Below are 12,994 nucleotides of genomic sequence, written 5' to 3' on the forward strand. Positions count from 1 at the left end.
CGCCACGTTATTCTGTTGCCGGAATTTACTCAAGACAGACCTATAAAAGAAACCCGGGTGAGTGGGTTCAATACACACCCGAATCGAGACCCGGACCGGAAAAATGGTGCCACGCGGCAGCAACGTCCTCGGGTTTTGTTTCTGTTGCTGCGCAAAATGCCATCAGGTCAGGCTCGTGGCTCATCAGAAAATCAAGTAATCCAGCAAAAAAGCCGGGGTCGCTGGCGGCATGTCGCAGCATATTGGCCTGCAGGCCACTCAGCGCCAGAAAGCGGGAAAGCAAGTCGGGTTCATTGGCCAGCCAGCCAAGTATGGCGGCGGCTGTTTCTTCCGGTTTTGCGGTGGCGGCAGCACTTGTTTTTCTGTCTCGCAGCATTTCTTCGCCGAAGTTACCTATTTTTCAACCAAATCGCATTAGCGTCGTTAAACTATATACGATGGAATCGGTTCTGCGACACACTTATATGTCGGTGGCATGGTTTCAAGGCGCATTGAGGAATTGTCGCTATGCCAAAACAGGTCATGATAGTTGAAGACAACGAGCTTAACATGAAGCTCTTTCGCGACTTGATCGAGGCGTCGGGTTATACCACGATCCAGACACGCAATGGCATGGAAGCCCTTGATCTGGCACGTAAACATAAGCCCGACCTCATTCTCATGGATATTCAGTTGCCGGAGGTGTCCGGTCTGGAAGTGACCAAGTGGCTGAAGGAAGACGATGAATTGCACGTCATTCCCGTTATTGCCGTAACTGCATTTGCGATGAAGGGTGACGAAGAACGTATTCGTCAGGGCGGCTGTGAGGCTTACGTCTCCAAACCGATCTCCGTTCCCAAATTTATTGAAACTATTAAAACCTACCTTGGCGATGCCTGAAGGCATTTGAGGACTGATAATGACAGCAAGAATTCTGGTCGTTGACGATATACCGGCAAACGTAAAGTTGCTGGAAGCACGTCTGCTTGCTGAATATTTTGATGTTCTGACCGCGGAAGACGGCTTCAAGGCACTCGAAATTTGCAACAACACCCAGGTCGATATTGTCCTCCTCGACATCATGATGCCGGGCATGGATGGTTTTGAAGTCTGCGAAAGATTGAAATCCAACCCCCGCACCATGCATATTCCAGTCGTCATGGTAACCGCACTCGATCAGCCGTCCGACCGCGTACGTGGCCTCAAGGCCGGTGCCGATGACTTTTTGACCAAGCCGGTCAATGACCTGCAACTGGTGTCTCGCGTCAAAAGCCTCGTTCGCCTGAAAACCATGAGCGACGAATTGCGCATGCGCGCAGAAACGGCGCGTGCCATTGGCATTGAAGACCTTCTGCGCGATGAAGGTCGCATTGAGGAGCCGGGGCAGGTGCTGCTGGTCGATCCGCGTGCGAACTCTCAGGAACGCATTATCAAGATGTTGAAGCCAGTCGCGGAAGTGACAGCCATTTCCGATGCGCAGGCGGCGATCTTCGAGGCTGCGGAGCAGGGCTTTGAACTGGTCATCGTTAGCAGCAGTCTTGATGACTACGACCCCTTGCGTCTGTGCTCACAGTTGCGCTCGCTCGACCGTACACGTTTCCTGCCAGTGTTGCTTATTGCGGAGCAGGGTGGCGAGGACATGGTCGTGCGTGCGCTTGATCTTGGCGTCAACGATTACATTACCCGTCCGCTGGATCCCAACGAGCTTGTGGCCCGCACTCTCACCCAATTGAAGCGCAAGCGTTACAATGACCGCCTGCGCAGCAGCGTGCAGCACTCCATTGAGCTTGCCGTCACCGATGGCCTGACGGGGCTGCATAATCGCCGTTATCTCGACAATCACCTCAAGGTGCTGTTCAACCGAGCCGCAACCCGTGGCCGGTCACTGTCGGTATGCATTACCGATATTGACCGCTTCAAGGTGGTCAACGACACCTATGGTCACGATGCCGGCGACGAAATCCTGAAGGAATTTGCCGCCCGCCTGCGTGCCACAGTTCGCGGTGCGGATCTGGCCTGCCGTTATGGAGGAGAAGAGTTTGTTGTGGTCATGCCGGATACTACGGCGGAAATGGCCGCCAACATCGCTGAGCGCCTGCGTATGAGCATTGAGGGCAAACCTTTCGTCCTGCGTTCCTCCGGCCAGGAAATCAATATCACGGCGTCTTTGGGCATCTCGTGCAACAGCCCAAATGTCGAGACGCCTGAACAGCTTCTGAAAGAAGCAGACAATGCGCTCTATGATGCCAAGCGGGCAGGGCGTAACCGCGTTGTGGCCGCCGCCGCCTGACGGCCAGCCGCGACATCCAGTCACCAATATAGTCCAACGTTAGGTGCCACGCCTTTCGAGCCTCTTTAGAGGGGCGGTAGCGGTGTGTATTCGAATTCCCGAATTATCGGCCCTCAGAATTCAGGTATTGCCATCATTTGGCTTGTGGATAACATGGCCCAATCTTTGAGCGATCAGGCATAGTCTCGTGCCTGTATTTTCGCGCTCTTTTTTTGCGATTTGTCAATTTGTCACGTAACGTTGCGGCAGTTGGAATATTTCCTCTGCCTACTCATTGATATATTTCATCACAGATTTTTGATGATGCTCTCACCATTTTCGCCGGATCGCGCGGCTCTTCAAGTCAAGACTACGGTTCTTTGGAAAATAAAGATTTTTTACTTGGGTGTATTTTACTTTATTTAGGCAAGTGCTATGTTCTCTTAAATAAATACTGTGCCGCTTATGGTCATATTTAACCATATTTGCATTTCAAATTGGCATTGCTTTAAGAAGTTGTTGATTTTTTTCATCGTTTGCGCGACGTTTGGTTCAACGGCATAACTTTCGTGAATTGTGTGCAAGCACAGAGACAGAAATAACCGCAAGTTACTTGTCTATGGTGTTTCAGGGTTGGTTTTTACTTGGTCTATAGGCCGCAGTATCCAGCCTGGTAAGATACCCCATGATGCTCAGGTCCGCCGCATCTCCTGGGTCGTGGGGTCGGTCGGTTGGAGTGCACTAAACGGTTCCTCGTACCGTCTGCAACTCCGACCGACCCCCATTTCTCTGTCAAAACTTATCTGCAAATAACGGCCGCTGCATCCGGACGCATGTGGCATCTGGCTGCTTGTGCGCGCTTGCGCCCCGCCGGCATGATGTCTGTGATATCTGTCGTGGAGTGGGAAAAGGGGCAGCGTCGAACCGTCGCCAGCGACAGCACCGCTTTCATTACGACATCGCACTCTAAATGATGGCTTGTGCTGTCGTGATGCACCAAACAAAACAGGCGAGGGGCCTCAATGCAAAAAGCGCACTTTCGAATGAAAGCGCGCTTTTTGAAAACTGCAAATTCCAGGAGAAGATTACTTGATCTTCGTTTCCTTGAATTCAACGTGCTTGCGTACGACTGGATCGTACTTTGTCTTCGTCATCTTGTCCGTGAACGTACGGCTGTTCTTGGTGGTGACGTAGAAAGTACCGGTGTCGGCTGTCGACAGCAGCTTGATCTTGATTGTTGTAGCTTTCGCCATGGTCGTCCTGCCTTTAACAAAATAGTGAGCCGCTGACCTGTTCGATCCCGGCTAAATCTGGCGCGAAACTACGGATCGCGCCCAAAAAGTCAAGCCTGTTTTGACTTCAAAACCAAACGTGCAATGGAAAGAACCACATAAAACGCGAAAAATGCGGCGAGAGCCCAAGCAAAACCATTGGTTCCGTTCAAATCCATCGACACGCCAACGATCTGTGGACCGCTGATCGTGCCAATCGCATAACAGAAAATGAAGGCTGCATTGGCTGAAACAAGGTCAGAACCGGTCAGGCGTGAGCCCAGATGCGTCAGGCCCACGGTGTACATGCCAGAGACGCAGCCGCCCCACAAAAGCAGCATGGAGGCCAGCAAAGCCCAGCTTTGCACCAGAAATGGCAGGGTTAGCGTGCCGACAAAGCCTAAAAGCGCCATCAAACCCAGCAGCAGACGCCGGTCTTTGAGGCGATCGGAGAGCAGGCCGATCGGGATCTGGAAGGCCATGTTGCCCACACCCATCACCGTCAGCAGCAGGGCTGCCTGCGATTCGTTGAAACCTTCGCGCGTTGCATAGATCGGAAACAACGAAAGGCCTCCGGCCTGCACCGATCCGAACACAAAGGCGGCGGCCGAGGCCATTGGCACCAGCCAGATGTAGCGGGCGAAGTGATGATTCGGCTTTTCGTCGAGCCGCGGGCTTTCCTTACGGGCGAGGAAGATGGGAATCACCGCCAGCAGGATTACACCTGCGCCTGTCACAAACGGCGTGATGCCATCACTGCCAACCAGCGAAAACAGCAGAGGGCCGGCCGCAAAACCAACGGCAAGGCCGGTAGCATACATGCCAAGCACCATGCCGCGCTTTGAGGGAGGGGCGGTGGCATTGATCCAGAATTCGGAGAGAATGAAAAGCGTGGTGGTCGCGCCATGGAAGACGATGCGCAGCGGAAACCACATCCAGAAGGCGTCAGCGAAATAAAAGCCCAGCGCGCTGACGGCCGAGATGAACACGGCAATAATCATCGTGCGCGCCACACCGCAATCATGCGCCAGTCTTGACGTCAGCGGCGCGGCGAGCATCGAGGCTACACCAGCCATCGCAGAGTTCACCCCAATCATCGTCGACGATATGCCGCGCTTTTCGAGAATCATGCTCAGCAACGGCAGGCCAAGCCCTATTGCCACGCCAACGGCGCTGATCGCGGCAATTGCCGCAAAGAGCGAAGGCCAGTGAATTTTGTCGGTGGGATAGGTACCGCAGGTTTCAGGCTTTGTCATATAGACCTTCAAAGGTGCTCGCGGACGGCAAGTCCGTGACGCATGAAATAAAACGGTACCGCGTTTTCAAAGGATAGCGCTGGATCAACTATCATGAGCTTTGTGACATCTTCGAGAATGCTGCGCGTAATTTGCGCCATGTTCAGACTGCAAAGGGCGTCCGTGTCAAGCCATGACACGTCAACAAGTTCATCCGTATCGTGTAAAGCACCGGGATCCACACCGGCTTCATCGGTAAACGCGCAGAAGAAACGTGTGTCATAGCGCCTGATATGGCCAGGTGGCGTTATGGCGCGCGCCACAAATCGCAGGCGTGAAAGATCCGGCACATGAGTTGTGGATGAACTGGCGCGCAGCCCGGTTTCCTCGTGCAATTCGCGCAGTGCTGCCAGCGCAAGCGCCCGTGCGCCACCGGCGCCCAGTGGCCGTGTGACGCGTTTGCGCAGTCCTGAATGCACCAAGGGGTCAAGATCGCCGGTAAAGGGCAGGGTGTGGTCGTAACGGTCGCGCCGACCGCCGGGAAAAACATAAACGCCGGGCATGAAAACATGTCCGGCTCCACGTTTACCCACCAGGATTTTATGGATACCGCTGCTGCGGTCTATCAGGATGATCGATGCGGCGTCGCGCGGCCGTGTTGCCGCGAAACGTTGCTCCGGAAGCGTTACACCCCTGTCCGGTGACATTGTTTAGAACGATGAACCGTCGATTTGCACCTTGTCCGGCTCTCGTCCGAAACCATGCATTTTCAGCGCCCATTGCAGGCCGATGACACCGCCCTTGATCGGTTGCAGCGTCACGAGTGCAGCCAGAATGGTAATTGGCACCCAGATGGCAAAGTGTACCCACATCTCCACGGCCATGATCATGTCGGTCATCATGAAACCACCAACGGCAATGTGGCCGAGAATCACGATGGAAATATAGGGCGGCAGGTCGTCAGACCGCTCGTGGTACATTTCTTCGCCACAGGCTGCACATTCATGCACAGGCTTCAGCCAGGCACGGAAAAGCTTGCCACTGCCGCAGGCCGGGCAGGTGCCGCGAATACCGCGCATGATGGAACGTCCTGTGGGACGGTCGTTTGTCGAGTCGCCAAAAGTCACGGTATCATGGCTGTTATCTGCACTCATGACTGCTTCCTTTTTCTGGCGGCTCTTATCCGCCCGTGTTATCTGCGCCGTCTTGGTGGCCGTGTACCCGGTTTTGCCGATACTCTTGAGGTTTTGCGACCCGCCTTGTGGAAGGACCGCGTAGCCGTCGGCATTTTGCGACCTTCACTCAATATCTCAAACCGAAGCGCACCGGCCAGAGGCACAGCTTCAGCGAGGCGAACCTGAACAGTGTCGCCAAGCTGATAGCCAAGCCCGGTCTTTTCACCTGTCAGAGCCTGATGCGCCTCGTCATAGATGAAATAGTCCGTGCCAAGTGTAGATATGGGTATGAAGCCGTCTGCACCATAGTCAGGTAGCGCGACAAAAAGTCCCGCTTTTGTGACGCCGGAGATTCGGCCTTCAAATTCTTCGCCGACCCGCTCGGAAAGGTGGTGGGCAATCAACCGGTTGATCGTATCGCGTTCGGCGGCCATGGCGCGGCGCTCGAATGTCGAGATTTCGGCCGCAATATCGTCCAGCATGCCTTCTTCGGTTGGCGTGATGCCGCCTTCACCAAAGCCAAGCGAACCGACCAGCGCACGGTGCACGATCAAGTCGGCATATCGGCGGATCGGGGATGTGAAGTGGGCATACTTCATCAGGTTCAGGCCAAAGTGGCCGATATTGTCAGGGCTGTAGATTGCCTGGCTCTGCGAGCGCAGCACCATTTCATTGACCATGATCTGGTGTGGCGTGCCGAGGGCACGCTCCAGAATACCGTTGAATGAGTTGGCACGCATGGCACCACCCTTGGTCATGGAAATGCCAAGTGTGTTGAGGAACTCGCGCAGCGTTTCCTGTTTGGCAAGCGATGGCGTGTCGTGAACACGGTAGACCAGCGGCTGCTTTTTCTTCTCCAGCGTCTCAGCGGCGGCCACATTGGCCTGGATCATCATTTCTTCGATCAGCTTGTGGGCATCCAGCCGCTCGGGAATGATGACCTTGTCCACCGTGCCATTGGGGCGCAACAGGATTTTGCGTTCCGGCATGTCGAGTTCCAGCGGCTGGCGACGATCACGCCCGCGCTTCATGATCTCATAGGCATGCCACAGCGGCTTGAGGATCGGCTCCAGCAGTGGTCCGGTCTTGTCATCAGGCTTGCCATCGATGGCGGCCTGCGCCTGCTGGTAGGAGAGTTTTGCCGCACTCTTCATCATGATGCGATGGAAGGTGTGGCCAGCCTTGCGACCTTCCTTGGAGAAGGTCATGCGCACCGCAAGGGCAGGGCGGTCAACGCCTTCCTTCAGCGAGCAGAGATCGTTCGAAATACGCTCCGGCAGCATCGGTACGACGCGGTCAGGGAAATAGACGGAGTTGCCGCGTTTCAGCGCTTCCCTGTCCAGCTGCGAGCCGGTGCGGACATACCAGGAAACATCGGCAATCGCCACGGTCACGATCACGCCGTCGGGATTGTCAGGCGATGTATCAGGCTCGGCATAAACCGCATCGTCATGGTCCTTGGCGTCGGCCGGATCGATAGTGATCAGCGGCAGGTCGCGCCAGTCCTCACGGTGCGTCATTGTCGCAGCCTTGGCCTCATCGGCCTCGTCCATCACACCTTGCGGGAATATGTGCGGGATACCATGGGCATAGATGGCGATCATCGAGATCGCCTTTTCAGACGCAACGGAACCTACGACCGACAGTACTTTGGCGCGTGTCAGGCCATAACGACCGCTGTTGCGGCCAACTTCGACTTCGATCAGATCGCCGTCCTGCGCGGTGCCAACACCTTCCGGGTCGATGACCATTTCATCGCCACGGCGCTCGATCGGCATCAGGCGTCCACCGCCACCAGGGGCGGCTTTGAAAACGCCAAGCAGGGCACCCTGACGGCGGTCAAGAATTTTAATGATGCGGGCCGTATAGGCAGGGCCACCACGATCCTTGGCGGGGAAAATCTTGGCCAGCACGCGGTCGTTCAGACCGGCGGTTGGCGCCTTCTTGCCACGGTCCTGCGATGACTGGCGGATCAACACGGCAGGGGCAACGCCCTGTTCGTCCAGCCACTCGGCCGGCCGCGCAATCAGTTCGCCATCCTTGTCGCGGGTGGTAATGTCGAGAACGGTGACGGGCGGCAGTGCACCCGGCCGTACCAGCGACTTGCGGTTTTTCTGCACCATGCCGTCGACTTCAAGCTCCTTCAGCAGGGCTTTCAGTTCGACACGTGTTTCACCTTTCAGGCCAAAAGCCTTGGCGATTTCGCGCTTCGATGCCTGTTCGGGATGGTCGGCAATAAAACGCAGCAGCACGTCGCGCGGCGGTACCTGGCCGTGCACAATGTTTTCGCTTTCGCTCACCCGTTTTCCACGCCCTGTTCTTCCGAACCCATCGTTGGAGGAGCCGGTTGTCTTGCGTGGGGATTTGCTCACGATTCCGCCTTCTTTGCTTTCGGTGCAGCTTTTTTCGCCGCGGTCTTGGGCTTGGCAGCTGTCTTGCTTTTCGCTGCCGCCTTCGGCTTGGCCTTTGCCGTGGTCTCACCATCAGCCGATGCGGCCTTCGACGTCGCCTTTTTCGCCTTTACCGGCTTGCCACCGGTGCCGGTCTTGGCAATGCGCTCGGCAATCAGCACCAGGGCTTCTTCCATCGTCACACTGTCAGGGGCCTGCGCCTTCGGAATGGTGGCGTTGACCTTGCCCCAGTTGACGTAAGGACCAAAACGGCCGTCACGTACGGTAATCGCGCCGCCATCCGGATGGTCACCCAAGGTTTTCAGCGCAGCCGGCGTCGAGCCACGGCCACGTCCCGGTGCAGCCTTCTTTTCGGCAATCACGGTCACGGCACGGTTCAGACCAATCGAAAACACGTCTTCGACGCTTTCAAGGTTGGCATAACCACCATCATGCAGCAGGAACGGACCATAACGACCGATGCCGGCAGAAATCATTTTACCGGTTTCGGGATGCTGGCCGACATCGCGTGGCAGATTGATCAGTGCCAGTGCTTTTTCGTGATCGATCTCTTCCGGTTTCCAGCCCTTGGGCAGGGATGAACGCTTGGCATCCTTGCCTTCGCCACGCTGTATGTACGGTCCGAAACGACCCGAGCGCAGTGTCAGCTCTTCGCCAGTATGCGGATCAGCACCCAATGCTTTTGGTTCGTTGAGAGCGGCCGCATCTGCTTCCGCGCCTTCCGAGTTCAACTGCCGGGTAAAATTGCATTCCGGATAGTTGGAGCAACCAACAAACGCGCCGTATTTGCCGAGCTTGAGAGACAGGTTGCCTGTGCCGCAAACCTGGCAAATGCGCGGATCGGAACCGTCTTCGCGCTTTGGAAACACCAGCGGCGCCAGAACTTCGTTCAGGGCATCCAGCACGTTGGTAACGCGCAGTTCCTTGGTGTCTTCAATCTGTGCAAAGAAGTCCTTCCAGAAATCACGAAGAACCTGCTTCCAGTCCAGTTCGCCAGCGGAAATCCGGTCGAGCTTTTCTTCCAGATCTGCGGTGAAGTCGTACTCCACATATTTGGTGAAGAAGCTTTCGAGGAATGCCGTCACCAGACGTCCACGCGAATGTGGAATGAGCTTGCGCTTGTCGATGACGATATATTCGCGGTCACCAAGCGTTTTCAGCGTCGCGGCATAGGTGGAAGGACGGCCGATGCCGAGTTCTTCCATCTTCTTGATCAGCGATGCTTCCGAATAACGCGGTGGCGGTTCGGTGAAGTGTTGGCTGGCATTGATCTTCTGCTTGGCGAGGTTCTCGCGCGCATTGATCTGTGGCAGACGGCCTTCATCGTCACCGTCGTCACTCTGTTCGCCATCTTCTTTCTGGTCGGTATAGGCGGCAATAAAGCCGTCGAAACGGATGACCGAGCCGACTGCGCGCAAACCAGCCTGTTCGCCATTGTTGGTGGCAATAATTTCAACGGTGGTACGTTCAATTTCAGCCGACGCCATCTGGCTGGCGATCGCACGCTTCCAGACCAGATCGTACAAACGGAACTGATCAGGATCAAGAAAACGCTTAACCTGATCCGGCGTGCGGTTGAAATCTGTCGGGCGAATGGCTTCGTGCGCTTCCTGAGCGTTCTTGGCCTTCGTGGAATAGAACCGCGCCTTGTCCGGCACATAACGCGCACCAAACTGCTCGCCGATCGAACTGCGTGCAGCGTCAATCGCTTCGGGTGCCATCTGCACACCGTCGGTACGCATATAGGTAATCAGACCGGCAGTTTCGCCGCCAATGTCGATACCTTCATAAAGCTTCTGAGCCACCTGCATGGTGCGGGAGGCGGAAAAGCCCATACGCGACGACGCGGCCTGCTGCAGGGTAGAGGTGGTGAAGGGAGGGCCCGGATTGCGCTTGACCGGCTTTGCCTCAACGCTGTCCACGACATAGGACGCGCCTTCGAGAAGGGCTTTCAAGCGGTTGGCGTCATCGCCGGTCTTGATGCCACGGGCCTGCAGGCGCTTGCCATCGGCAGCCACCAGCTTTGCTTCGAATTCGTCACCGCGCGGCGTCTTCAACAGCGCTGAAAGGTTCCAGTACTCTTCGGAAACGAAACGTTCGATTTCCGATTCGCGGTCGCAGACCAGACGCAAGGCTACCGACTGAACGCGGCCGGCCGAACGGGCGCCCGGTAACTTGCGCCACAGAACGGGGGAAAGATTGAAGCCAACGAGATAATCAAGTGCGCGGCGGGCGAGATAAGCATCCACCAAGGGAATGTCGAGATCGCGTGGCTGCGCCATGGCATCCAGCACGGCCTTCTTGGTGATGGCGTTGAACACCACACGCTTGACTGGCTTATCACCCAGCACCCGCTTTTTCTTGAGCAGGTCCAGCACGTGCCACGAAATGGCTTCCCCTTCGCGATCAGGGTCGGTTGCCAGAATAAGGCCATCGGATGCCTTCACGGCATCGGCGATATCCTTCATGCGTTTTTGCGACGCGCTATCGACCTCCCAGGACATTTCAAAGTCCTGGTCGGGCAGCACTGAGCCATCCTTGGCTGGCAAGTCCCGCACGTGTCCGAAGGATGCAAGAACCTTGTAGCCTGGGCCGAGATACTTGTTGATCGTCTTGGCCTTGGCCGGAGATTCTACGACGACGACATTCATATTATTGTTTCTCTGGACAAGGTTCCGCCAATAATTCCTGCCGCGCCCTTTGCCGACACACGGCTCTCAAGTCTTTCGACATGGACAGGGAATTGCTCCGGGTCAAGGGGGAAACGCAATTTTCTGTCCTGTAAAACAAATTGTATGAGTGGGTATTCCGCTGCCGTTTTACAATCGAAGATGGTTTTTTGCCCGTTTTCATCCATTGGAAATCAGCGATATCTTGCCCCCGGCATGGCGCTGGATGCGCCCGGCAATATCCAGTTCCAACAGCACAAGCATGATGGCCGATGCCGTCAGCCCTGTGTGGCGAATAATGTCATCCATCTCGACCGGCGAGGGGCCGAGCGCATTGGCAACCAGCGAACGGTCATCGTCGCGCGGCTCGCTTATGTCGCTGTGTTGTACCGGTTCATTGACGTGGCTAAACGGCGGCAGATCGGGCGCGACCAGCGGCGAGATCGCATCCAGCACGTCTTTTGCTTCGGTAATCAGCGTCGCACCGTCCTTGATAAGGCCGTTGGTTCCCTGACAGCGCGTGTCGAGCGGTGAGCCGGGAACCGCAAACACCAGCCGTCCGAAATCGCCAGCCAGTCGGGCCGTGATCAGAGAACCGGAACGCTGCGCCGCCTCGACAATGATCACGCCCAGCGAAACACCGGCAATCAATCGGTTGCGGCGTGGAAAGTCACGGGCACGTGGCTCCCAGCCAAACGGCATTTCGCTGATGGTCACACCGCCATTGGCATAGATCTCGTCCAGCAGGGAAAAGTTTTCCGGTGGATAGGGACGGTCCAGTCCGCCGGCCAGCATGGCGACTGTGCCGGTTGAAAGGCTGGCACGGTGAGCGGCCGCATCAATGCCGCGCGCCAGACCGGATGCGATCGTATAGCCTTCACGCCCGCAATCGCGCGCCATCATCGCGGCAAATTTGACACCGTTGATCGATGCGTTGCGCGAACCGACAATGCCAATGCTGGGACGGGTTGCCGTGCGCCCGTCACCCCTCATGGCAATCAGCGGCGGCGCGGCATCAATTTCCTTGAGGGCTGGCGGATAGTCCGCCTCACCAATGCCGACGAAGCGCGCGCCAAAACGCTGGGCGATTTCAAGTTCGCGTTCTGCTTCGTTCACGGTGGTAATATGAAGGTTGCGGGTGGAACCGCCCCGCCGCGACAGATCGGGCAGGGCATCCAGTGCCTTTTCGGCGCTGCCAAAATGATTGATCAACTGGCGGAAGGTTGCAGGGCCGATATTTTCGCTGCGGATAAGCCTCAGCCATGCAATTTTCTGTTTTTCGGAAAGCGGCATGCCGCTCGGTCTTGCACCGTCATCCGGCATTTCGCGCCCCCGCTTCGGGCCGCAAATGCTGTCAGCCCTTTTTCCCTATCTTGCTTTCCGTGCCGGCAATCAGTCTGGCAATGTTTTCGCGGTGTTTCCACCAGGAAATGATGCTCAGCAACGACACCAGCAGGGCCGTCTTTTCCGGGCCCAGTATCCACAATGCAACCGGAATGACAAGCATTGCAACCAAAGCGGAAAGCGAGGAATAACGTGTGGTGAAGGCGCACAGCAGCCATATCAGTGCAAAGGCCAGCATCATGCGCCAGTCAGCACCTAGCAATACGCCGATATAGGTGGCAACACCCTTGCCGCCCTTGAAACCCAGCCAAACCGGGAACAGGTGACCGATAAAGGCAAAAAAGCCAGCAACCAGCGAGGCTTCATAACCCCACAGCTTGGCTGCGAGAAGCACAGCAACCGTGCCCTTCAGCGCATCGCCCACCAGTGTTGCGGCAGCCAGTTTCTTGTTGCCGGTGCGCAGGACATTGGTCGCGCCGATATTACCGGAACCGATCTTGCGCACATCGCCCAATCCGGCCATGCGCGTCAAAAGCAGGCCAAACGGAATGGAACCGAGCAGGTAGCCGAGAAGTGCAGCCGCCGCCAGAAGGGCAGGCGCCGTTTGCAATGTCATGAGTTCACTCATTCAGTCCCCCTTA

At 56.3% G+C, this 12,994-nt stretch carries 11 protein-coding genes; 2 read left to right on the forward strand and 9 right to left on the reverse strand.

Translation table 11 applies throughout. The features are described 5' to 3' along the window. Positions 1-67: 67 nt before the first annotated feature. A complete protein-coding gene (locus PYL13_RS07660; protein WP_275640917.1) occupies positions 68-376 on the reverse strand; it encodes a DUF3572 domain-containing protein in 309 nt (102 codons plus the stop codon). A 131-nt stretch (positions 377-507) separates the two neighbouring features. On the opposite strand from PYL13_RS07660, the gene PYL13_RS07665 reads away from it, so the two are divergent. Both PYL13_RS07665 and PYL13_RS07670 read left to right on the forward strand, forming a co-directional pair. After that, entirely contained in the window at positions 508-879 is a 372-nt protein-coding gene (locus PYL13_RS07665; RefSeq protein ID WP_060641199.1) for a response regulator, read from the forward strand. A 19-nt stretch (positions 880-898) separates the two neighbouring features. Next, positions 899-2,269: a PleD family two-component system response regulator gene (locus PYL13_RS07670; RefSeq protein ID WP_275640918.1), complete on the forward strand. Its 1,371-nt coding sequence runs from the start codon at positions 899-901 to the stop codon at positions 2,267-2,269. 1,064 nt (positions 2,270-3,333) lie between these two features. Here the strand turns inward: PYL13_RS07670 and rpmG are convergent. The 8 genes from rpmG to plsY all read right to left on the reverse strand — a co-directional run bounded on the left by rpmG (position 3,334) and on the right by plsY (position 12,981). Further along, positions 3,334-3,501, reverse strand: a complete 168-nt coding sequence (rpmG, locus tag PYL13_RS07675) for a 50S ribosomal protein L33 (protein WP_003496403.1) — start codon at positions 3,499-3,501, stop codon at positions 3,334-3,336. An 89-nt stretch (positions 3,502-3,590) separates the two neighbouring features. Beyond that, positions 3,591-4,775, reverse strand: coding sequence for an MFS transporter (locus PYL13_RS07680; protein ID WP_275640919.1), 1,185 nt, complete (start codon positions 4,773-4,775; stop codon positions 3,591-3,593). 8 nt (positions 4,776-4,783) lie between these two features. Continuing rightward, the gene (locus PYL13_RS07685; protein ID WP_275640920.1) at positions 4,784-5,461 is read right to left on the reverse strand and encodes an NUDIX domain-containing protein; all 678 of its coding nucleotides are present in this window, start codon (positions 5,459-5,461) and stop codon (positions 4,784-4,786) included. 3 nt (positions 5,462-5,464) lie between these two features. Then, entirely contained in the window at positions 5,465-5,908 is a 444-nt protein-coding gene (locus PYL13_RS07690; protein WP_275640921.1) for a DUF983 domain-containing protein, read from the reverse strand. A gap of 38 nt (positions 5,909-5,946) precedes the next feature. Next, positions 5,947-8,301 (reverse strand): ribonuclease R, encoded by a 2,355-nt coding sequence (gene rnr / locus PYL13_RS07695; RefSeq protein WP_275640922.1) that lies wholly within the window; start codon positions 8,299-8,301, stop codon positions 5,947-5,949. Continuing rightward, positions 8,298-10,991, reverse strand: coding sequence for a type I DNA topoisomerase (gene topA / locus PYL13_RS07700; RefSeq protein ID WP_250982780.1), 2,694 nt, complete (start codon positions 10,989-10,991; stop codon positions 8,298-8,300). The genes rnr and topA overlap by 4 nt, the downstream gene beginning before the upstream one ends. Before the next feature lie 198 nt (positions 10,992-11,189). After that, the gene (dprA, locus tag PYL13_RS07705) at positions 11,190-12,332 is read right to left on the reverse strand and encodes a DNA-processing protein DprA (protein ID WP_275640923.1); all 1,143 of its coding nucleotides are present in this window, start codon (positions 12,330-12,332) and stop codon (positions 11,190-11,192) included. Positions 12,333-12,363: 31 nt separating this feature from the next. Continuing rightward, positions 12,364-12,981, reverse strand: a complete 618-nt coding sequence (gene plsY, locus PYL13_RS07710) for a glycerol-3-phosphate 1-O-acyltransferase PlsY (RefSeq protein WP_259145166.1) — start codon at positions 12,979-12,981, stop codon at positions 12,364-12,366. Positions 12,982-12,994: the final 13 nt, after the last annotated feature.

This window comes from Agrobacterium sp. Azo12 (assembly GCF_029193765.2).
Lineage (GTDB): Bacteria > Pseudomonadota > Alphaproteobacteria > Rhizobiales > Rhizobiaceae > Agrobacterium.

Coding starts and splice junctions, on each gene's coding strand:
- PYL13_RS07660 (WP_275640917.1), bottom strand. CDS start 376: ATGCTGCGAGACAGAAAAACAAGTGCTGCCGCCACCGCAAAACCGGAA.
- PYL13_RS07665 (WP_060641199.1), top strand. CDS start 508: ATGCCAAAACAGGTCATGATAGTTGAAGACAACGAGCTTAACATGAAG.
- PYL13_RS07670 (WP_275640918.1), top strand. CDS start 899: ATGACAGCAAGAATTCTGGTCGTTGACGATATACCGGCAAACGTAAAG.
- rpmG (WP_003496403.1), bottom strand. CDS start 3,501: ATGGCGAAAGCTACAACAATCAAGATCAAGCTGCTGTCGACAGCCGAC.
- PYL13_RS07680 (WP_275640919.1), bottom strand. CDS start 4,775: ATGACAAAGCCTGAAACCTGCGGTACCTATCCCACCGACAAAATTCAC.
- PYL13_RS07685 (WP_275640920.1), bottom strand. CDS start 5,461: ATGTCACCGGACAGGGGTGTAACGCTTCCGGAGCAACGTTTCGCGGCA.
- PYL13_RS07690 (WP_275640921.1), bottom strand. CDS start 5,908: ATGAGTGCAGATAACAGCCATGATACCGTGACTTTTGGCGACTCGACA.
- topA (WP_250982780.1), bottom strand. CDS start 10,991: ATGAATGTCGTCGTCGTAGAATCTCCGGCCAAGGCCAAGACGATCAAC.
- dprA (WP_275640923.1), bottom strand. CDS start 12,332: ATGCCGGATGACGGTGCAAGACCGAGCGGCATGCCGCTTTCCGAAAAA.
- plsY (WP_259145166.1), bottom strand. CDS start 12,981: ATGAGTGAACTCATGACATTGCAAACGGCGCCTGCCCTTCTGGCGGCG.